Source organism: Billgrantia sp. C5P2 (genome assembly GCF_051062895.2).
In genome coordinates this window covers 99,228-119,504 of the sequence record NZ_CM128542.1, presented here as the reverse complement: position 1 = coordinate 119,504, position 20,277 = coordinate 99,228, and the positions used below count along the sequence as shown (strand labels likewise).

General features: G+C 65.9%; 21 protein-coding genes. 13 read left to right on the top strand and 8 right to left on the bottom strand.

Translation table 11 applies throughout. The features are described 5' to 3' along the window. Positions 1 to 32: 32 nt before the first annotated feature. A complete protein-coding gene (locus tag ACRWQA_RS00555; RefSeq protein WP_434229598.1) occupies positions 33 to 779 on the bottom strand; it encodes a maleate cis-trans isomerase family protein in 747 nt (248 codons plus the stop codon). Between the two features lie 142 nt (positions 780 to 921). On the opposite strand from ACRWQA_RS00555, the gene ACRWQA_RS00550 reads away from it, so the two are divergent. Then, complete coding sequence (locus ACRWQA_RS00550; protein WP_434229600.1) at positions 922 to 1,824, top strand: DMT family transporter; 903 nt, start codon at positions 922 to 924, stop codon at positions 1,822 to 1,824. Here ACRWQA_RS00550 and ACRWQA_RS00545 read toward each other — a convergent pair. After that, a complete protein-coding gene (locus ACRWQA_RS00545) occupies positions 1,821 to 3,059 on the bottom strand; it encodes an amino acid deaminase (protein WP_434229601.1) in 1,239 nt (412 codons plus the stop codon). The genes ACRWQA_RS00550 and ACRWQA_RS00545 overlap by 4 nt on opposite strands. Positions 3,060 to 3,178: 119 nt before the next feature. Between ACRWQA_RS00545 and ACRWQA_RS00540 the strand changes: the two genes are divergently transcribed. The 3 genes from ACRWQA_RS00540 to ACRWQA_RS00530 all read left to right on the top strand — a co-directional run bounded on the left by ACRWQA_RS00540 (position 3,179) and on the right by ACRWQA_RS00530 (position 5,466). Further along, entirely contained in the window at positions 3,179 to 3,970 is a 792-nt protein-coding gene (locus tag ACRWQA_RS00540; RefSeq protein ID WP_434229603.1) for an enoyl-CoA hydratase, read from the top strand. A gap of 144 nt (positions 3,971 to 4,114) precedes the next feature. Further along, positions 4,115 to 4,960: an IclR family transcriptional regulator gene (locus ACRWQA_RS00535; protein WP_263581976.1), complete on the top strand. Its 846-nt coding sequence runs from the start codon at positions 4,115 to 4,117 to the stop codon at positions 4,958 to 4,960. Continuing rightward, a complete protein-coding gene (locus tag ACRWQA_RS00530) occupies positions 4,957 to 5,466 on the top strand; it encodes an Lcl C-terminal domain-containing protein (RefSeq protein WP_263581975.1) in 510 nt (169 codons plus the stop codon). Before ACRWQA_RS00535 ends, ACRWQA_RS00530 begins: the two co-directional genes overlap by 4 nt. A gap of 13 nt (positions 5,467 to 5,479) precedes the next feature. Here the strand turns inward: ACRWQA_RS00530 and ACRWQA_RS00525 are convergent, their stop codons facing one another. From ACRWQA_RS00525 to ACRWQA_RS00510, 4 genes are read right to left on the bottom strand one after another with little or no spacing between them, the layout of a single operon-like run. After that, positions 5,480 to 5,998, bottom strand: coding sequence for a MarR family winged helix-turn-helix transcriptional regulator (locus ACRWQA_RS00525; protein ID WP_263581974.1), 519 nt, complete (start codon positions 5,996 to 5,998; stop codon positions 5,480 to 5,482). Between the two features lie 34 nt (positions 5,999 to 6,032). After that, the gene (locus tag ACRWQA_RS00520) at positions 6,033 to 7,328 is read right to left on the bottom strand and encodes a TRAP transporter large permease (protein WP_263581973.1); all 1,296 of its coding nucleotides are present in this window, start codon (positions 7,326 to 7,328) and stop codon (positions 6,033 to 6,035) included. Further along, on the bottom strand, positions 7,321 to 7,875 hold the full coding sequence (locus tag ACRWQA_RS00515) for a TRAP transporter small permease (protein WP_434229604.1): 555 nt from the start codon (positions 7,873 to 7,875) through the stop codon (positions 7,321 to 7,323). Before ACRWQA_RS00515 ends, ACRWQA_RS00520 begins: the two co-directional genes overlap by 8 nt. 27 nt (positions 7,876 to 7,902) lie before the next feature. Further along, positions 7,903 to 8,958 (bottom strand): TRAP transporter substrate-binding protein, encoded by a 1,056-nt coding sequence (locus tag ACRWQA_RS00510; RefSeq protein WP_434229606.1) that lies wholly within the window; start codon positions 8,956 to 8,958, stop codon positions 7,903 to 7,905. A 382-nt stretch (positions 8,959 to 9,340) separates the two neighbouring features. Between ACRWQA_RS00510 and ACRWQA_RS00505 the strand changes: the two genes are divergently transcribed. The 8 genes from ACRWQA_RS00505 (at position 9,341) to ACRWQA_RS00470 (ending at position 18,035) form a co-directional block, all read left to right on the top strand. Continuing rightward, entirely contained in the window at positions 9,341 to 10,309 is a 969-nt protein-coding gene (locus ACRWQA_RS00505; protein ID WP_263581970.1) for an MBL fold metallo-hydrolase, read from the top strand. 94 nt (positions 10,310 to 10,403) lie between these two features. Further along, positions 10,404 to 12,116, top strand: coding sequence for an FAD-dependent oxidoreductase (locus ACRWQA_RS00500; RefSeq protein ID WP_434229607.1), 1,713 nt, complete (start codon positions 10,404 to 10,406; stop codon positions 12,114 to 12,116). Next, the gene (locus tag ACRWQA_RS00495; RefSeq protein WP_263581968.1) at positions 12,103 to 12,324 is read left to right on the top strand and encodes a DUF2783 domain-containing protein; all 222 of its coding nucleotides are present in this window, start codon (positions 12,103 to 12,105) and stop codon (positions 12,322 to 12,324) included. The genes ACRWQA_RS00500 and ACRWQA_RS00495 overlap by 14 nt, the downstream gene beginning before the upstream one ends. Positions 12,325 to 12,337: 13 nt before the next feature. After that, a complete protein-coding gene (gene hmgA, locus ACRWQA_RS00490; protein ID WP_263581967.1) occupies positions 12,338 to 13,645 on the top strand; it encodes a homogentisate 1,2-dioxygenase in 1,308 nt (435 codons plus the stop codon). Between the two features lie 124 nt (positions 13,646 to 13,769). Next, on the top strand, positions 13,770 to 14,789 hold the full coding sequence (locus ACRWQA_RS00485) for a fumarylacetoacetate hydrolase family protein (RefSeq protein ID WP_263581966.1): 1,020 nt from the start codon (positions 13,770 to 13,772) through the stop codon (positions 14,787 to 14,789). A 33-nt stretch (positions 14,790 to 14,822) separates the two neighbouring features. Then, the gene (maiA, locus tag ACRWQA_RS00480) at positions 14,823 to 15,467 is read left to right on the top strand and encodes a maleylacetoacetate isomerase (RefSeq protein WP_434229609.1); all 645 of its coding nucleotides are present in this window, start codon (positions 14,823 to 14,825) and stop codon (positions 15,465 to 15,467) included. A gap of 142 nt (positions 15,468 to 15,609) precedes the next feature. Next, positions 15,610 to 16,824, top strand: coding sequence for a multidrug effflux MFS transporter (locus tag ACRWQA_RS00475; protein WP_434229610.1), 1,215 nt, complete (start codon positions 15,610 to 15,612; stop codon positions 16,822 to 16,824). A gap of 2 nt (positions 16,825 to 16,826) precedes the next feature. Next, positions 16,827 to 18,035, top strand: coding sequence for an MFS transporter (locus ACRWQA_RS00470; RefSeq protein ID WP_434229611.1), 1,209 nt, complete (start codon positions 16,827 to 16,829; stop codon positions 18,033 to 18,035). Here the strand turns inward: ACRWQA_RS00470 and ACRWQA_RS00465 are convergent. Both ACRWQA_RS00465 and ACRWQA_RS00460 read right to left on the bottom strand, forming a co-directional pair. Continuing rightward, positions 18,030 to 18,458: a SpoIIAA family protein gene (locus tag ACRWQA_RS00465; protein ID WP_263581962.1), complete on the bottom strand. Its 429-nt coding sequence runs from the start codon at positions 18,456 to 18,458 to the stop codon at positions 18,030 to 18,032. The two genes, ACRWQA_RS00470 and ACRWQA_RS00465, sit on opposite strands and share 6 nt — an antisense overlap. Positions 18,459 to 18,513: 55 nt before the next feature. Next, the gene (locus tag ACRWQA_RS00460) at positions 18,514 to 18,678 is read right to left on the bottom strand and encodes a YjiS-like domain-containing protein (protein ID WP_434229614.1); all 165 of its coding nucleotides are present in this window, start codon (positions 18,676 to 18,678) and stop codon (positions 18,514 to 18,516) included. A gap of 167 nt (positions 18,679 to 18,845) precedes the next feature. On the opposite strand from ACRWQA_RS00460, the gene ACRWQA_RS00455 reads away from it, so the two are divergent. Then, positions 18,846 to 20,276 carry an aminotransferase-like domain-containing protein gene (locus ACRWQA_RS00455; protein ID WP_434229616.1) on the top strand — a complete coding sequence of 477 codons (1,431 nt, stop codon included), beginning with the start codon at positions 18,846 to 18,848 and terminating at the stop codon, positions 20,274 to 20,276. Position 20,277 lies beyond the last annotated feature (1 nt).

Sequence of the window (20,277 nt, the reverse complement as noted above, 5' to 3'; positions counted from 1 at the left end):
CGGAACATAGCAGAACTCCTTGATTCCCTTGCTTAACCCAGGTTATCCACTGCGGCAAGCGCTTGCAGGTAACGGGCCGGGCCGCCCTGGCGCTTCATTAGCCGCAGGCCCGCCCACAGGCTCACCTGATTCGCCGTCAGTACCGCTCGGCCGGCCTCGCGATTCATCGTCTCGACCCGCTCGAGAGTATTGATGGCGGTATCGGGCACCAGTATCGGACTATCCGATTCATGCCTCCTGGCGAAGTCACGCGCGGCCGCGACGATATCGAGCCGATGGGAGTCGGCCGCATAGGGGCAATCCAGGACTTGGTGGTTCTCCACCTCCACGCCACTGTCGCGCAGGAACCGTACCAGTTGCTCGGTGACTTCCGGCGGATAAGGGCTCAACAGGTCGACCCGGCGATAGCGCAAGGCCGACAGGGCATCGCGAAACGCCAGCGCGGTGCTGGTGACGGGAACCCCCAGCCACCGCGAGAGTTCACGCGACTGGGCCAGGGACCATTCCAGCCCACCGATGAAACTGCCGCTGGTACAGGCCCATACCACCGCCTGGGCGCCGCTGTCCTTGATCAGTTCCTCACCCACCGCCGCCAGGCGATCGGTAGCGCCGAGCGCCATCAGGGCGGTGTGTTCATGGTGGCCGTCGCTGAGTATCTTTCCTACCGCGATGGCGGGCAGCGCCTCGCCGAGGCCGGCACGCTCGTTCAGTTCGTACCACTCATAATCGGGCGGGCCGTCCTCAGGCAGCAGAATACCCAGACAGTGTGCGTTTTGCATCGGTACCTCTCGTCGATCATGACTTGTTTGGCTGAGATGTCATCACCGGCGTCTTGCGGCAGCCTCGCCGATTCGACGCGGTAGTTCTTGTTATGCTAATGGTTACTTTCCGAAGCATCCTCCGCTCTCAGGGAAGACCCGCATGCCGACTGCCGCCGCCTACCTGATCGTAGTGCTGGTGTGGGCCACCACGCCACTGGCCATCAAATGGAGCGCCGAGGCCGGCGCGCCGGTGGGCAGCGTGATGTTGCGCATGCTGGTTGCCTTCCTGGCGGGGATGGTAGTGCTGCTGCTGATGCGTCGGCGTCTACGCCGGGACGTCCGTGCCATGAAAAGCTATGCGGCTGCGGTTCCCGGGGTGTTCGGCGCCATGGCATTGAGCTATCACGCCTCGATGACGCTGCCTTCCGGCATGATGTCGGTGATCTTCGGCATGGCGCCGCTGATCTCGGGCCTCATCCTACAGCTGCTGCCCGGTGCCGTGAAGCTGCGCCGCTGGCATTGGTTCGGCTGCACGCTCGGCGTGGCGGGCCTGGCAGTGGTATTCGCCGACAGCCTGGTGCTGGGCAGTGACCAGTTGCCGGCCCTGCTGATGATGCTCCTGGCCGTGACCCTGTTCAGCGCCAGCGGCATCACCGTGCAGCGCGTGGCGGCAGGCCTCGGCCCGCTCGAGCAGACGCTTGGCGCACTGGGCCTGAGCCTGCCGTGTTTCTTCATCCTGTGGCTGGCCAGCGGCGAACCCTTGGCGGTGCCGCTCAGCCCACGCGGGCTGTGGTCGGTCATTTACCTGGCGCTATTCGGTTCGCTGCTCGGCTTCCTGTGCTATTTCCTGATTCTTTCGCGGCTGACCGCCGCTACCGTGGCGCTGGTCACGCTGATCACCCCGATACTGGCGCTGGGACTCGGCATGACGCTCAACCAGGAGCAGCCTTCCTCGTCGATGCTGGCAGGCGCCGTGCTGATCCTGGTGGCGCTGGGGGCCTACCTGTTCGGCGACAGGTTGGCGCGGCTCAAGGCCGCCCGCGAGCGCTCCCCCTTGGGCTAGAAGCAGGTCTGCATCACCTCGACCACCTCGAGCCGTTCGTCGACGCGGCAGATCCGCCGCCACTTGTCGAAGGTCAGGCAAGGGTGGGAAACGCCAAAGGCGACGATATCGCCCACTCGTACCCGGCCATTGCCGGCGCCAGGTTCATCCTCATCTGGGGACAGCTGGACGAAGGCGTGCTGGTCCATCAGCTTGGTCAAGCGCCAGCCCTGAACCGGCAAAGTACGACCTCTCTCGTCGCCTTCACGATAGCGCCGCAGCGGCTCGGGCAACTGGTCGTGACCGATGTCGCGCTTGCCCATGCCGATGATGGCAAGCCCCGGCTCGGGCAGCGATATCACCTGGGCGAAGATCTCGAGCGCCGGCTTCAGCCCGAGCTCGATCTGGGGCTGTCGGCCCAGAAGCTCGCGCTGGGCCTGGCGATAGATGCCATGGTCGTGCACCACGTAGCAGCCGGGGCGCAGCACCGGCACGAACCGGGCGCCCAGTCGTGCCTCGCTGAACACCCCGGCGATCAGGTCGTACCAGGCCGAGCCGGACGCCGTGATCAGCGGCTGCGGCGTCTCGATCAGGGCATCGCGCTCCAGCGCCTGGGCCGCCTCGACCAGTTGCCAGGCATAGCCACGCACGGATCGCCCTGGCTCATTGCCGTACACCACGCCTTCGTAGCCCTCCAGCCCGGCCAGCACCAGTGCCTGCTCGCTGTCGATGCGCTCGGCCAGCGCCATCACCTCGTCGGTATCGCGGCAACCGCAGCGTCCGCCGGGTATCCCCAGCTCGATCAACACCTTGAGGCGCAGGCCTCGGGCAGTGAAATAGCGCGCCAATTGCTCGACGTTGGCGATGCTGTCGACCACGCAGTAGAAGTCCGCACCGGCTTCCAGCAGTTCGGCGATGATCGCCATGTTGGCCTCGCCGACGAGCTGGTTGGCCATCAGCAGGCGATGGACCCCGTGACGGAAGGCCGCCCGGCACTGGGAGGCCGTGGCGAGAGTGATGCCCCAGGCGCCGGCGGCGAGCTGGCGCTGGAACAGCTCGGGGCACATGGTGGTCTTGCCGTGAGGCGCCAGGCGTGCGCCATGGTCATCGCAGAAGCGCTGCATCCAGGCCAGGTTGTGGGCCAGCGCCGGCTCGTGGATAACCGCGGCAGGCAGGCTGATATCGGCCAATAGGCGATTGCCCGTCTGCGGCATGCCCTTGTGCAGGGCCTCGGGGTCGGGGATCGAATCGTTCATGCTTCGCTCTCGCTGGGTAGCCGCAGGTCGCGGGCCATATCGTCTTTGGTCGCAGGGCTGACGAAAAACGTGCACGACAGGCTAGGCTGGTGGCGGGCACGTTTCTACAGGATACGACAATGACGACAACCGTCGATGAGCGCCCGGTGATTCGTCGCGATCAACGCGGCGTTGCCACCCTCACGCTGAACCGGCCGCGCCAGTTCAATGCGCTGTCGGAAGAGATACTCAAAGCACTGGGCGGCGAGCTCGCCCGCCTGGCCAACGATGACTCGGTACACTGCGTGGTCATCGCCGCCGAGGGACGCGCCTTCTGCGCCGGGCACGATCTCAAGGAGATGCGCGCCAACCCCGACAAGGCCTATTACCAGGAGTTGTTCGCCCGCTGCGGCGAGGTGATGCAACGCATCGTCAACCTGCCGGTGCCGGTGATCGCCCGGGTCCAGGGACTGGCCACCGCCGCCGGCTGCCAGTTGGTGGCAAGCTGCGACCTGGCGGTCGCAGCCAGGTCGGCGCGCTTCGCGGTATCGGGCATCAATGTCGGCCTGTTCTGCTCGACGCCTGCCGTGGCGCTGTCGCGAAGCATCGGCCGCAAACGCGCCATGGAAATGCTGTTCACCGGCGAGTTCATCGACGCCGACCAGGCACTCGAGTGGGGATTGATCAATCGCGTGGCCGACGACGAGGCGCTGGACGAGACGCTCGCGGAGCTTACCGCCAGCCTCTGCGCCAAGAGCCGCGTGGCGCTGCGTACCGGCAAGGCGATGTTCCAGCGCCAGCTGCAGATGCCGCTGAACGAAGCCTACGCCTTCGCCGGCGAAACCATGGCCTGCAACATGCTGGCCGAGGACGTGGCCGAAGGCATCGACGCCTTTGTCGACAAGCGGCCGCCCCAGTGGCGACACCGGTAAAGGCAGAGCTCCGCTACACAAGAACCGTTGGGCAAGAAGAGTGGAAGGCATTTCCGCAATCGAGACAAGCCGACGGCGAGGCGGTATCCTGTCGCTGGCCTTCGCAGAAAGGTCCGCCAGGTCATTCGGAGAGGAAGTACGCAGGTGAGTGAAGTCAAACGCAGAACGGCGGGGCGCCCGCCCGGCCCCGGCAAGAGCGCCAGCGGCCACAGTCAATCGCTGGTGCGCGGGCTCAACCTGCTCGAGCGGCTGGCGGCCACGCCGGGTGGCCTGGCGCTGTCCGAACTGGCCGAGATGGTCGACCTGGCCCCCTCCACCACCCACCGCCTGCTTCAGGCCCTGCAAGGGCAGGGCTTCATTGCCCAGGACGGTGAACTCGGCGTGTGGAAGATCGATGTCAAGACCTTCCGCATCGGCAACAGCTTCCTCGAGGCGCGTGATTTCGTGGCCACCAGCCGGCCCTTCCTGCGCCGCCTGACCGCCCAGACCGGCGAAACCGCCAACCTGGGCATCCGCGACGGCGCCACGGCCGTGTTCCTGGCCCAGAGCGAATCGCCGCAGATGATGCGCATGATCACCCGGCTCGGCTCACGCGCACCGCTGCACGCCTCGGGGGTGGGCAAGGCGCTGATGGCCTGGCTGCCCGACGACGAGTTCGATCGGGTACTGGCCGAACGTGGCCTGGAGCGGGTCACCGAGAACACCCTGCACACCCCCGAGACGCTGCGCGCCAACCTTGCCGAAGTACGCCAGCAAGGCTTCGCCTGCGACCGAGAGGAGCATGCCATCGGCCTGCACTGCGTGGCGGCCTGCCTGCACGACCAGTACGGCACGCCGCTGGCGGCGATCTCGGTGTCGGGACCGGTGGCGCGCATCCCCGAAGCGCGGCTGCTGGAGCTGGGCGAACTGGTGCGCGAGACCGCCGCCGAGATCACCGCCCGCCTGGGCGGGAAGGTTCCCAGCCCGACCGAGGCCTCGGTCGAAGCATGAGCCGAAGCCGTGCGCTGCTCGTTGCGGGTCTCCTGCTGGCCTGGAGCAGCGCTCACGGTGACGGCGCGGCAGGATATGACACCCGCCATGCTGGCTTGGTGGTGGATTCGCGCCAACAGCTCGTCTGGATGCGCTGCAGCCTGGGCCAGCGTTTTCGCGATGGTGGCTGCCTCGGCGAGGCCGAACGCCTGCATCTGAGCGACGCCGAGGCGCGCATCGACGCCCTGGCCACGGCCGACTGCCCATGGCGCCTACCGCGCTTCTTCGAACTGCGCGGCCTGATGCAGCCAGGCAATGATCGGGACGTGGCGATCGATAGCGAGGCCTTTCCCGACACGCCCTCAGGCTGGTACTGGAATCAGGTCAGCGCCGGTGGACACTCGCAGCAGGATTGCTTCGTCGACTTCGCCGGCGAAGGGCGTACGCGTTGCAACATGGCCGGACAGTTCCACCTGCGCCCGGTGATGTCGCTGGGTGACGCCGCTTCCCACTGCCTGGCGCCATGATCCAGGCGGGCCACTAGCCCTTCTCGCCTATCCGCTCCAGCTGGCGCTCCAGCTTGCGCATCACGTTGAGCAGGTCGCGATACTCGCCGGCGGTGAGTGTGGCCACCAGCTCCGCCTCCCAGCCCTGGGCCTCGGGAATCAGCTTGGTCAGCAGTGCCTGTCCCGCGGCGGTGAGGTGCAGGTCCTGCTGGCGCTGGTCCTCGGGGGCAGGCGTGCGGCTGATCAGACCGCGCTCCTCCAGCGCCTGGATCGCCCGCGACACGCGGGCCTTGTCCATGTTGGTGTAGGTGCAGATCTTCTTCGCCGTCAGCTCGTCGCAGTGGCTGAGCCAGGCGAGCACCCGCCACTGGGCGATGTTGAGCTGATAGCGCTCCTCGTAAAGCTCGGCCAGCGCCTGGCTGATGCGATCGGCCAGGCTGTTGAGCCGGTAGGGCAGGAACTGATTGAGATCCAGCTCCGGCTTCGTCGATGGCTCGACCCGGCTCTCGTCGCCCTCCTTGGCGAAGCCGGCCCGGGGCTCTTCCGTGTTCATTTCTCGAGACTCCTTACCCTACGCTTGGCAGCGGTCAATAGAGCAGTTGCGGCAGGAACAGCACGATACCCGGGAACACCAGCACCAGCAACGCACGCGCCATACCGGCCACCCAGAACGGCGTCACGCCGCGGAAAATCGTCCCCGTGGAGACATCCGGCAGCACCGCCCGCAGCACGAACACGTTCATCCCCACCGGCGGGGTGATCAGGCTGATCTCGATCACGATCACCACCAGGATGCCGAACCACACCAGGTCGAAGCCGAGCCCCGCCACCACCGGGAAGAACACCGGCACGGTGAGCAGCAGCATCGACATGCTCTCGAACACGCAGCCGAGCAGCACGTAGATGGCGAGTATCACCAGGATCACCAGGAACGGCGCGATGTCGAGCCCGTTGACGAAGGCCAGCAGGTCGCTGGGCAGCCCGGCGCGGTTGATGAAGTTGGCGAAGATCAGCGCGGTGAGCACCACGGCGAACAGCATGGCGGTGGTGCGCACGGTATCCATCAGTACGTTCATCAGCACCTGGGGCGTCAGCGCGCGACGCCACAGGGCGATGAGGAAGGCGCCCATGGCACCGATGCCGGCCGCTTCGGTGGGGGTGAACACGCCGAGGTAGATGCCGCCGATCACCAGCACGAACAGCGCCAGGGTGCTGCCGACGCTCTTGAGCGCCCTCATGCGCTCGGGCCAAGCCACGCGCTCGCCGGCGGGGCCGGCCTCGGGGTCGCGCCACAGTACCCATTTGACCGAGCCCAGGTAGAGCACGATGCCGAGGATGCCGGGGATGAAGCCGGCGGCGAACAGTTCGCGGATGCTGGTCTCGGTGAGGATGCCGTAGATCACCAGCATCACGCTGGGCGGAATCAGGATACCGAGCGTGCCGCCGGCGGCGATGGAGGCCGAGGCCAGGGTGTCCTTGTAGCCGTACTTGCGCATCTGCGGCATGGCGACCCGGCCCATGGTGGCGCAGGTGGCCAGGCTCGAGCCGCAGATGGCGCTGAACCCGCCGCAGGCGACGATGGTGGCCATGGCCTGGCCGCCCTTGCGGTGGCCGAGAAAACCGTTGGAGGCGCGGAACAGCGCGTCCGACAGGCCAGCGTGGGAGACCAGGTTGCCCATCAGGATGAACAGCGGGATCACCGACAGACCATAGTCCATGGCGGTGTCGATCACTCGCCGCGCGGCCATCGACTCGGCGGCGTTCCAGTTGCCGGTCAGGTAGTAGAAGCCGGCGAAGCCGACGATGCCCATGGCAAACGCCAGCGGCACCCGCAGGAACGCCAGGATCAACAGGGCGGCGAAGCCGTAGAGTGCTTCAGTCATGACTGTCTCCCTGGTCTTTCGCAGGACTGAGCGGGCCGCCGCGCTCTATCACGCCCACGCCTTCGAGCAGATAGAACAGCGCGCGCAGCAGGGTCAGGGCGGCCGAGGCGGCCAGCATGATCGCCATCAGGTAGATGAGGTAGCCGTTGGGGATACGCAGGAACTCGGTGACGTCGCCCCACTGCATGGCGCGCTCGCCCAGCGCCCACACCCGCCGGGCCATGAGCCACAGAGCGCCGGTGACGATCAGGTTGACGATCACCTGGCGGATCCAGATCAGCCGCGAAGGGAACACGCTGTCGAGCAGGTCGACGCTGACGTGCTCCTCGCGCCAGCACACCACCGGCAGAGACAGGAACACCAGCGCGGCCAGCATGAGCTGGGTCAGCTCGACGGTGCCGAGAATCGGTGAATTGAAGAAGTAGCGTCCGGTCACGTCCGCCGTGGTCAGCAGCATCATGGCGAAGAGGGTGGCGCCTGCCACCCCCTCCAGCATCAGCTGCATGATACGGCCGACCCGCAACAGGAACGGGGAAGAGGTCGGCATGGTCAAGCCTCCGCGGGTCGAAAGGGTTTACTGGCGCACGACACGATCGGCGATACTTTCGCCTTCGGTGGCCAGGGCGAGCTGCTCGCGGAAGTGCTCGAGAGCTGCCTCGGTATCGATACCACGGTTCTGCACCGCATCATTCCACTCGGCGATCAGCTCGTCGGTCACCTCGCGCAGGCGCTCGATGTCCTCATCCGACGCTTCGGTGAATGTATTGCCCTGCTCCTCGGCGAAAGCCACGCCGCGCTCGTCCATGGCATCCATCATGTAGCCGAACAGACGCGAGAGATCCTCGCCGGAGACGGCTTCGATTGCTTCGCGATCCTCGGGCGAGACCTGATCCCAGAACATCGGATTCATGACGATGGCGAAGCTGCCGCGGTAGAAACCGCCATCCACCGTCAAGGTATGCGGCAGCACCTCGGCCACGCGGAAGCTGCGCAGCCCCTCGAGAGTCAGCATTGCGCCATCGATGACGCCCTGCGAGGCGGCTTCATAGACGCCGGTCGGCGGCAGCGCCACGCCGGACACCTGCATGGCGGTAGCCAGATCGCTCATCACACCGCCGCCGACGCGAACACGCTTGCCGGAAAGCTGGTCGAGGGAGTCGACCTGATCGCGGGTGAAGATCTGCCCCGGCCCGTGCACACCCATGGCCATGACGTCGACGCCGCGATGCTCCTCCGCCTGGGCCAGGTACTCCTCGTAAGTGCGCCAGTAGGCGGCGGAAGCCGCTTCCGACGAGAACGCCTCGAAAGTGGGAAACTCCGGCAACTGGGTCAGCTCGAAGCGCCCCGACATATGGCCGTGGAAGATCCAGCTGGCGTCGGCGATACCGTCGGCCACGATCTCCATCTGGGCGGCGGGCGGGCCCATGTCGTGCACCACTTCGACGGTCACGCGGCCTTCGGTGGCCTCTTCGATCCAGGCCTTCCAGGTGGGCCAGACGATGGTGTTGATGCCGTGATTGGGGCCGCCCCAGGTGCTGACGGTAATGGTTTGCTGGGCCAGCACAGGCGCGGTGAGGCTGAGACCGAACGCTGCCACGGCGCCGATCATGAGGCGATTGGTGTGTTTCATTGCGTGCTCCTGGGTCGTCACGGGAGGCGTGCTCGCGCCACGTTGTGTACCTGCGTTGTTGTTAGCGGCTGAGCGCTCACCGACGGTGGAAGCAAGAGCGCGACAGCCTGTCGTTTCACGCTGTCACCATGCCGCCAGTTAATCTCTTCTGCAACTAATTTGGCGCCAACGGGCACTAGACTTAAGTATGAATTTCACCAAAAACCCATGATCTCAGGCAAATTTTTGTCAATCCAGCCCCGCTTGCTTCATCGATTGGCTCGTGGCTTGCTGGACTTATAGTTTCAATTACAACTATGCTGCAGCCATTCCCGAGCTACCATGGACCGTAATCTGGCCAGTGCGTCCTCAATGCGATGCCCCTGACGACCCCGGAGGAAACATGAGCAAGAAATTCGCTTCCCACGCCGATACCGAAGAGAAGCAGATCAGCTTCACCAAGCTGGCGGAGGGCTTGTACGCCTACACCGCCGAAGGCGATCCCAATACCGGTGTGGTCATCGGCGACGACAGCGTGATGGTGATCGACACCCAGGCCACGCCGATCATGGCCCAGGACGTGATCCGCCGGATTCGCGAGGTCACCGACCTGCCGATCAAGCACGTGGTGATGAGCCACTACCACGCCGTGCGCGTACTCGGCGCCTCGGCTTACGATGCCGAGAACATCTACGCCAGCCAGAACACTTACGACCTGATCGTCGAGCGCGGCCAGCAGGATTACGAATCCGAAGTCGGCCGCTTCCCGCGCCTGTTCAAGGGCGTCGACTCGGTGCCCGGCCTGACCTGGCCCAACATCGTGTTCCAGAAAGAACTGACGGTGTTCATGGGCAAGCGCGAGGTACGCATCATTCACCTCGGCCGCGGCCACACCAAGGGCGACACCGTCGTCTGGCTGCCCGAGGAGAAGGTGATGTTCTCCGGCGACCTGGTCGAGTACGGCGCCACTCCCTATACCGGCGACGCCTACCACGAGGACTGGCCTTCCACCCTCGATCGCCTGCAGGCCATGAACCCACAGAAGCTGGTACCGGGCCGCGGCGAAGCGCTCACCACGCCCGAGCAATGCCAGGAAGCGATCCAGGGTACCCGTGACTTCCTCGCCGACATGTACGAAAGCGTCAAGGCGGGCAAGGCCGCCGGCAAGTCGCTCTCCGAGTGCTACGCCGAGACCTACGCCCTGCTCAAGCCCAAGTACGGCCACTGGGTGATCTTCGATCACTGCGTACCGTTCGATATTACCCGCTGCTATGACGAGGCCGGCGGCGAATACCCCGACCCGCGCATCTGGACCGCCGAGCGCGATACCCAGATGTGGCATTCGCTGCAGGAAGTCGTCGAGAACCAGTAACGCGCTGTTCAAAAATGCCTGGCGAGCGGCGCCGGGGACAGGTCGCAGCATTCGCGACGGCCTTGTCCCCGCAGCAGCCGCGGTCGGAGGAAGCATGCCAACTACCTATAACAATCCCGTCTACCCTTACCGGCGCGCGCCGGAGCTGGACCGTGACGACGTGCGCCACTGCCCGGTGGTGATCGTCGGTGCCGGTCCCACCGGCCTGGCCATGGCCATCGACCTGGCCCAGCAGGGCGTCGAGAGCGTGGTGCTCGACGACAACAATACCGTCAGCGTCGGCTCGCGGGCGATCTGTTTCGCCAAGCGCACGCTGGAGATCCTCGACCGCCTGGGCTGCGCCCAGCCGATGGTCGACAAGGGCGTGACCTGGCAGCGTGGCCGGGTGTTCTTCCAGCAGCGCGAGGTCTACGACTTCGACCTGCTGCCGGAAGAGGGCCATCGCATGCCGGCCTTCATCAACCTGCAGCAGTACTACTTCGAAGAGTATCTGGTGAACCGCGCCGACGAACTCACCGATCGCATCGACCTGCGCTGGAAGCACAAGGTCACCGAGGTCGACAGCCGCCCCGAGCGCAGCGAGGTTCTGGTCAGCACCGAGGATGGCGATTACCGCCTCTCCTGCGACTACCTGCTGGTGGCCGACGGCGCCAACAGCAAGATCCGCGACATGCTCGGGTTGGAAAGCCGCGGCCAGATCTTCCAGGATCGCTTCCTGATTGCCGATGTGATCATGAAGGCGGACTTTCCCACCGAGCGCTGGTTCTGGTTCGACCCGCCTTTCCACCCCAACCAGTCGGTGCTGCTGCACCGCCAGCCGGACAACGTCTGGCGCATCGACTTCCAACTGGGTTGGGACGCCGATCCGGAGGAGGAGAAGAAGGAGGAGAACATTCGGCCCCGCGTGCAGGCGATGCTCGGCGAGGATGTGGAGTTCGAACTGGAGTGGGCAAGCGTGTATACCTTCCGCTGCCGCAAGATGGACGACTACATCCACAACCGCGTGTTCTTCATGGGTGACGCTGCCCACCAGGTTTCACCCTTCGGCGCCCGCGGCGCCAACGGCGCGCTGCAGAGCACCGAGAACCTGGCCTGGAAGCTGGCCCGGGTGCTCAAAGGCCAGGCCCCCGAGGCGCTGCTCGCCACCTACAACGACGAGCGTCAGCACGGCGCCGCCGAGAACATCCTCAATTCGACTCGCGCCACCGACTTCATCACGCCGAAGAGTCGCATCAGCCGGCTGTTCCGCGACAGCGTGCTGGAGCTGGCCGAGCATTACCCCTTCGCCCGCCGCCTGGTCAATAGCGGCCGTCTGTCGATACCGTGCCACTACGACGACTCGCCGCTCAACGGCCACGAGACCGAAGCACTGCCGCTCGAACTACGCCCCGGCAGCCCTCCCAAGGACGCCCCGATCGCCCTCGCCGGCCAGCGTGCCTGGCTGCTCAACCAGTTGGGGGAGCGTTTCGTGCTGCTACTCGATGGCCGCGTCGACAGCATCCGAGCCGAGGCGCTCAAGAATGAACTCGAGCCACTGCTCGAGCGCCATGCCGATCTCGACCTGCTGATCGTCGGACCCGCCCTCCACGCGCTGGCCGAGCTGCCGCGCAGCCGTCAGATCGAGGACGTGGAAAACCTCGTCGGCGAACGCTATGGCCTGACCGGCGGCACCGGCTACCTGATTCGTCCCGATCAGCACGTCACTGCCCGCTGGCATGAGGTGACGGCCAGCGCCGTCGACGAAGCGCTGGCTCGTGCCCTGGGCCGCCATCTTGATGCCGAGGAGGTGCGTCATGCCACGGCTTGAACTAGACCCCAACTTCACCGACCCGGACGCCTTCTATGCCGCGCTGACCGAAGTGCATCGCGAGCGCAGCGAGGCGGAGAGCGAACGCATCAATGCCCGGCTGATCCTGCTGCTGGCCAATCACATCGGCGACCAGCAAGTGCTGGAGGAGGCCTTGGCCATTGCCGGCCAGGCCGCCGGGACAGCTGACGGGCAAACAGACGAATAAGAGGGACCTTCCCATGACGACCAAACTCGACTACCAGAGCGGTTTTCGCAACCACTTCGCCAGCGAGGCGCTGCCCGGCGCGCTGCCGGTAGGGCAGAACTCGCCCCAGAAATGCGCCTACGGCCTCTATGCCGAGCAGCTCACCGGCTCGGCCTTCACCGCGCCGCGCCACGAGAACCTGCGTAGCTGGCTCTACCGCATCCGTCCCTCGGTGGTACAGAGCGCGTACACACCGCTCGATAACCGTCGGGTGGCGACGTCTCCGCTGGCCAGACCCGCCGCCGATCCCAACCAGATGCGCTGGGACCCGCTGCCGATTCCCGCCGAGCCCACCGACTTCATCGACGGCCTGCTGACCATCGCGGTGAACGGCGATGCCGGCACCCAGGCCGGCTGCGGCGTGCACGTCTATGCCTTCAACCGCGACATGACCGAGCGCTTCTTCTACGACGCCGACGGTGAGCTCTTGCTCGTGCCGCAGCAGGGCACCCTGCGCCTGCGCACCGAACTGGGCGAGCTCGAGGTCAAGGGCGGCGAGATCGCGGTGATCCCTCGCGGCATGAAGTTCCAGGTGCGCCTGGCGCCCGGCTCCGATGCCGCGCGCGGTTACATCTGCGAGAATTACGGCAGTCCGCTGGAGCTGCCCGGCCTCGGCCCGATCGGCGCCAATGGCCTGGCCAACCCGCGCGATTTCGAGAGCCCGGTGGCAGCCTTCGAAGACGTGGAGGGCGACTTCGAACTGGTGGCCAAGTTCTCGGGCCGCTTCTGGGTGACCCAGCTCGGCCACTCGCCGCTGGACGTGGTGGCCTGGCACGGCAACTACGCGCCCTACAAGTACGACCTGGCGCGCTTCAATACCATCAACACGGTGAGCTTCGACCACCCCGACCCCTCGATCTTCACCGTGCTGACCTCGGCCTCCGACACCCCGGGGATGGCCAACATCGACTTCGTGATCTTCCCGCCACGCTGGATGGTGGCCGAGAACACCTTCCGCCCACCCTACTTCCATCGCAACCTGATGAGCGAGTTCATGGGCCTGATCCACGGCGAGTACGACGCCAAGGCCGAGGGCTTCCTGCCCGGCGGTGCCAGCCTGCACAACTGCATGTCGCCCCATGGCCCCGACGCCGACACCTTCGAGAAGGCCTCCAACGCCGAGCTGACACCGCAGCGCCTGGATGCGACCCTGGCCTTCATGTTCGAGAGCCGCTATGTCTACCATCCCACCGAGGCGGCGCTGAACGCGGACATCCGCCAGCGCGACTACGTCGACGTCTGGTCGACCCTGCGCTCGCACTTCGATCCGCAGCAGCCCTGAGCGATACAGGACAGCCCTGAGCAACACAGGACAGCCTTGAGCGACACAGGAAAGCTGAGCGACGAGACAGCCGAACCGGACGGGGCCGACGAGCCCCGCCCCTGACGAAAAGGATTCAACGACGATGAAACTCGCTACTCTCAAGAATGGCCGCGACGGCGAACTGCTGGTGGTCTCCCGCGACCTGAGCCAGGCCGTCTCCGCCGCCGACATCGCCACCACCCTGCAGCAGGCGATCGAGCACTGGGACGCCGTGAGCCCCAAGCTGGAAGCGCGCTACGCCGAACTCAACGACGGCAGCGCCGCAGGCGCCTTCGCGCTCGACCAGAACCAACTGCACTCGCCGCTGCCGCGCAGCTACCACTGGGCCGACGGTTCCGCCTACCTCAATCACGTCAAGCTGGTGCGCCAGGCGCGCAACGCCGAGATGCCCGAGACGTTCTGGACCGACCCACTGATGTACCAGGGCGGCGGCGACAAGTTCCTCGCCCCCACCGAGGACATCGAGGCGGTCAGCGAGGAGCACGGCATCGACTTCGAGGGCGAGATTGCGGTGATCACCGACGACGTGCCGATGGCGGTGACGCCGGAGCAGGCCGCCGGCCACATCAAGCTGATCATGCTGGTCAACGACGTCAGCCTGCGCGGGCTGATCCCCGGCGAGCTGGCCAAGGGCTTCGGCTTCTTCCAGGCCAAGCCGGCCTCCGCCTTCTCGCCGATCTGCGTCACCCCCGACGAGCTGGGCGATGCCTGGCAGGACGGCAAGGTCCACCTGCCGCTGACGGTGCACCTCAACGGCGAGAAGTTCGGTGAGCCGGAAGCCGGCCCCGACATGATCTTCAGCTTCCCGCAGTTGGTCGCCCATGCGGCCAGGACCCGCTACCTGGGCGCCGGTGCCATCGTCGGCTCCGGCACCGTCTCCAATCCCGACCCCGACGGCGGTCCCGGGAAGCCGGTGGCGGACGGCGGCGTGGGCTATAGCTGCCTGGCAGAGGTACGCATGGTGGAACAGATCCTGCACGGTGCGGCCAAGACACCCTTCATGCGCTTCGGCGACCGCGTACGCATCGAGATGTTCGACCGCCAAGGCAACAGCATCTTCGGTGCCATCGACCAGCAGGTAGTGCCCTACCAGCCAAAATAAACCAGCCCAAGTGAACGGCTAGGAGAGGCAACCATGACCACGCTATACGGCTATTTCCGCTCGTCGGCGGCCTACCGGGTGCGCATCGTGCTCAACCTCAAGGGACTGGAGTACGACCAGGCCACGGTCAACCTGGTGAAGGGCGAACAGCGCAGCGAGACCTTCCGTGCACATAACCCCCAGGGGCTTGTGCCGGCGCTGGTTACCGACGACGGCACCACCCTGATCCAGTCTCTGGCGATCTGCGAGTACCTGGATGAGCTCCACCCCAGCCCTGCGCTGCTGCCGCTCGAGCCGGCAGAGCGGGCCCGGGTACGCGCCCTGGCCCAGATGGTGGCCTGCGAGATCCACCCGCTCAACAACCTGCGGGTGCTCAAGTACCTGGTCCACGAATTGAAACTGGATGAAGAGGCCAAGCTGGCCTGGTACCGCCACTGGGTGACCGGCGGCTTCGACGCCCTGGAGGCAATGCTCTCCCGGGAGGCGGGCAGCGGCGACTTCTGCCACGGTGACACCCCGACGCTCGCCGATATCTGCCTGGTGCCTCAGGTGTTCAACGCCGAGCGCTTCGAGTGCGATCTCTCCGCCTATCCGCGAATCCAGCGCATCACCGCGCACTGCCGCGAGCTGGAGGCCTTCGCCAAAGCGGCCCCGAGCGAGCAGCCCGACGCGGGCTGAGCAATCGCGGCCCATTTCGGCTACAATAAGCAAGCTAACGACTGGCGGGCGTCGCTTCCCCGGGCTCGAGAATCGAGCCGGGAGAGCGATGCCCGTCGGCCGTTGATTACTGGTTCTGGACACTCGCTCTGGAGACATCGATGTGCTGAGGCTGAAGTCCCCCGCCATGGTGATCACCCTCGCGGCGCTGACCGCGTTGGGCCCGCTGGCGACCGACATGTACCTGCCCGCCATGCCGGCGATGGCCGAGGCGCTCGATACCGGCCCCGACCAGATTCAACTGACGCTGAGCCTGTACATGGCCGGCTTCGCCTTGGCGCAGCTGTTCTGCGGCCCGATTTCCGATCGCTTCGGCCGCAAACCGGTCATGGTCGCCGGCTTCGGCCTGTTCCTGCTGGCAAGCCTGCTCTGCGCCTTCGCTCCCAGCATCGAGTGGCTGCTGGCCGGGCGTTTCCTTCAGGCGTTGGGCGGTGCCGCCGGCCCGGTGCTGGGCCGCGCCGCGGTGCGCGACATCCATGGCCCCCTCGAGGCCGGGCGCGTGCTCTCCTACATGGCGAGTACCATGGCGCTCGCGCCGGCACTGGCACCCATCGTCGGCGCGGGGCTCTTGCTGTTCTTCGGCTGGGATTCGATCTTCCTGCTGCTGACGCTGTATGCCGCGGTGATGCTCCTGGTCCTCGCCTTGCTCATGCCGGAGCCGCTGGCGCGGGAAAATCGCCAGTCGGTGCATCCCGCCACCATCCTGAGCAACTACCGTATGCTACTCGGCCAGCGCGCCTTCATGGGCTATACGCTGGTCAACGCCAGCGGCTTCGCCGGCCTGTTCGCGTTTCTCTCCGGCTCCTCCTTCGTACTGATCGAGTTCATGGGCATGACGCCTTTCGGCTACGGGATCGGCTTCACCCTGATCGTCGCCGGCTTCTTCAGCGGCACCCTGGTCAGCGGTCGCTACAGCCATCGCCTGGGGCGCGATCGCCTGCTATTGCTGGCCACGGCAATCTGCGCCCTGGCCGGTACGATCATGGCGGGCCTCGCCGCGGCAGGTGTCTATACGCCGTGGGCGGTGATCGGTCCGCATATCCTGTTCCTGGTTGGCTTCGGTATCGTGATGCCACAGAGCATGTCCGGGGCGCTGGCGCCCAATCCGCAGTGTGCCGGTTCGGCCTCCTCGCTGTTCGGCTTCCTGCAGATGACCATCGCCGCCCTCGGCGGGGCGCTGGTCGGCCGGTTTCATGACGGCACCTCGCTCACCATGGCCATCTCCATCGGCCTAGGCGGCGTGCTCTCCCTGGTGGCTTACCTGATACTGGTACGTCCGGCCAGCCAGGCTGCCGCCGCCAGTCAGGCACGCTCGTAGCGATGAGTGACACCGCCCCTCACCGCCTGGTCATCCTGCTGCTGGCCCTGGCCGGCTTCGCCAGCATGGCCTCGATGCGCGTCACCGACGCCATGCTGCCGGCGCTGTCGCAGGCCTTCGCCCGGCCAGTGGCCGACGTGGCGCAGAACATCACCCTGTTCGCCATCGCCTACGGCGTGATGCAACTCGCCTACGGCCCACTGGGCGATCGCCACGGCACCCTGCGGGTGATCGGCCTGGCCACCCTGGCTTGCGCGTTGGGCGCGCTGGGCTCGGCGCTGGCCGAATCGCTGCCGATGCTGCTGGCGTTTCGTACCTTGAACGGCGCCACCGCCGCCGCCATCATCCCGCTCTCCATGGCCTGGGTCGGCGACAACGTCTCCTACGAGAGGCGCCAGGTGACGCTGGCACACATGCTTTCAGGGGCTGTGATGGGGCTGATCAGCGGCCAGGTGGCGGGAGGCTTTCTGGCCGACACGCTGGGCTGGCAGGCCGCATTCGCCCTGCTCACCCTGCTGTTCGTCGCCTCAGGCGGGCTGCTGCTCGCAGCCCTGCGGCGCCAGCCAGCCCTGTCGCCGCCCAAGGCCGACCAGGGCCGCATCGCCTTCTTCTCACGCATTCGCGAGGTGCTGCTGATCGCCCGCGCCCGGCGCATCCTGGCACTGGTGTTCCTCGAGGGGATCGCCGCCTTCGGCGCCCTGGCCTTCGTCGCCAGCCACCTCTATAACAGCCTGGAGGTCTCGCTAACCCAGGCGGGACTGATGGTGGCACTGTTCGGCGTGGGCGGGCTGATCTTCGCCGCCCTGGCGCGGCCGCTGGTGGCCCGGCTGGGCGAACCGGGCCTGGCCGCGGGCGGCGGCGTGCTGATGGGGCTCGGCTTCGTCGGGCTGGCACTGGCGCCACAGCCGGCCCTGGCCACCGCCGGCGCCTTCTGCGCCGGCCTCGGCTTCTACATGATGCACAGCACGCTGCAGATCAACGCCACCCAGATGGCGCCCGCCATGCGCGGCACCGCCATGGCGGTATTCGCCGGCTGCCTGTTCCTGGGCCAGTCGGTGGGAGTCAGCCTCGGCGGGCTGGTGCTTCGCCTGGCCGATAGCGTATGGCTACTGGCCGCCGCCGGGCTGTGGCTGCTCGCCCTGGGGCTGATCTTCGCCTGGCTGCTGCGCCAATGGCACAGCGAACAGGCGGCGGCTACCGCATTGTCATAGCCCGCCGTTGATCAAGTCGCTGCGAAAGCCGGCGACCCAGCGCATTGCCTCCTCCAGCTCTCCGGCATGGAAAAGGCGCGCTTCGGTATTGGGGAACAGCTTGCCGGCCAGCTTGGTGGTGGTCTCGATCCAGCGCTTGTCGGCGATCACCGCGGCACGCTTGAAGCGGTGATATTCGCCCAGCTTGCTGATGGCATAGCCCAGGTCACGCAGCAGGGCACCAGCCGTCATGTGGTCGAAGTCGGTCATGTCGGCCAGCACACCGATATGCTCGTTGTGCTCGAGCTTCGATTCGATTGCAGGAATCAACTCGTCGTAGTCCGCACTGTGCAGCGTGCCTGTTATACGGAACGCCGCCACGTACGCGGGGGCGGGCAGTATCTCGATCATGGCTGGCTCCTCCTTGGCTGCCGGGTCGCTCATCTGCTTACTCTTAGGTTTCCCGCGACGCCCCGGGGTTCCCGCGTCGTGCCGGCTATTATCGCCAGAACGGTTTGCTCACCTCACGCTTGACTGTGTCCCGATCCAACCCGATGTCGGCCAGCAAATGATCGTCGAGATCGCGCAGATCACGCCGTGAACGGTGGCGCTGCTGCTGGTCCCTGTATAAACGGGACAGATGAAGAAGGCGTTTTATAATCATGGCGTATATCTCCTGTCGGTGGGTTCTGACAGGCTATGATTACGCGGAAAACCAATACAGATTCAGAACAAAAATAGTTTTACGATACAGATTCGTCTATCCTGTCGCTGTATCGCCCACTTATGCGCCTTCTGTACTGAAGAGGGGAATAGTCCGGTGAAACTGTCATGAAGCGTTACGACCAGGTCGCGCAGACCCTGACCCAGCGCATCGAGCAAGGGCAGTATCGCATCGGCGATCGGCTGCCCTCCGTGCGTGCGCTCTGCCGCGAGTTGGGCGTCAGTGTCTCCACGGCGCAGGAGGCGTACCGGCGGCTCGAGGAGTCCGGCCTCGCAGAAGCGCGCCCGCGCTCGGGCTACTATGTGCTGCCCCGGCCAACCCCGGGTGTGCTACCCAAGGCATCGCGCCCCGCCCAGCGTCCGCTGGACGTGTCCCAGTGGGACCAGGTGCTGGAGCTGGTGGCACGCTCCCCCGTTGAGGATCGCCTGCTGATGCTGGGGCGCGGCACTCCCGACCTCAATGCCGCCAGCCTGCGCCCCCTGCACCGCCAACTGAGTACCCTACATCGGCATGTGGCAGCCCATGGGCTCAACTACGACAGCCTGCAGGGCAGCCTCGAACTACGCCGGCAGGTCGTGCGGCTGGCCGACAAGTCGGGCTGCCTGCTGCATCCCGACGACGTGATCATTACCACCGGCTGCCAGGAGGCGCTCTCACTCGCCCTGCGCACCCTGACCGAGCCCGGCGATGTGGTCGCCGTGGACTCACCGAGCTTCTACGGCACCATGCAGATCCTCAAGGCACAGAGGCTCAAGGCGCTGGAGATCCCCACCGACCCGCGCAGCGGCATCAGCCTCGAGGCGCTGGAGCTGGCGCTGGAACAGTGGCCGATCAAGGCGATCCAGGTCACGCCCACCTGCAACAACCCGCTCGGCTATACCATGCCCGAGGCGCGCAAGCGGGCCCTGGTCGCCCTGGCCCAGCGCTTCGACGTGGCCATCGTCGAGGACGACATCTACGGCGATCTCTCCTTCGACACGCCCAGGCCACGCACCCTCAAGAGCTTCGATGACGATGGCCGGGTGCTGCTGTGCAGCGCCTTCTCCAAGACCCTGGTGCCTGGGCTGCGGGTCGGCTGGATGGCACCGGGGCGTTACCGCGACCAGGTGCTGCACATGAAGTACGTCTCCACCGGCGCCTCGGCCACGCTGCCGCAGCTGGCGGTGGCCGAATTCGTCCAGCACGGTCACTACGAGCGCCACCTGCGCGAGATGGTCCGTCAGTATCGCCAGCATCGCGACATCATGATCGACTGGGTGACGCGCTACTTCCCGGCCGGCACCGGGGTCAGCTATCCCCAGGGCGGCTTCCTGCTATGGCTGGAGTTGCCGGGAAATATCGATTGCGTACGCCTCAAGGAACGCCTGGTCGGCGAAGGGCTGCATGTCACACCGGGTTCGCTGTTCTCGGCCTCGGGCAAATACCGCCACTGCCTGCGCCTGAACTACGCCGCCGCGATGACGCCCTCCGTCGAAGCCGGCATCAGGCATGTCGGCGAGACGGTAACCGAACTGCTGGGCCAGGAAGTGCCGGCCTGAC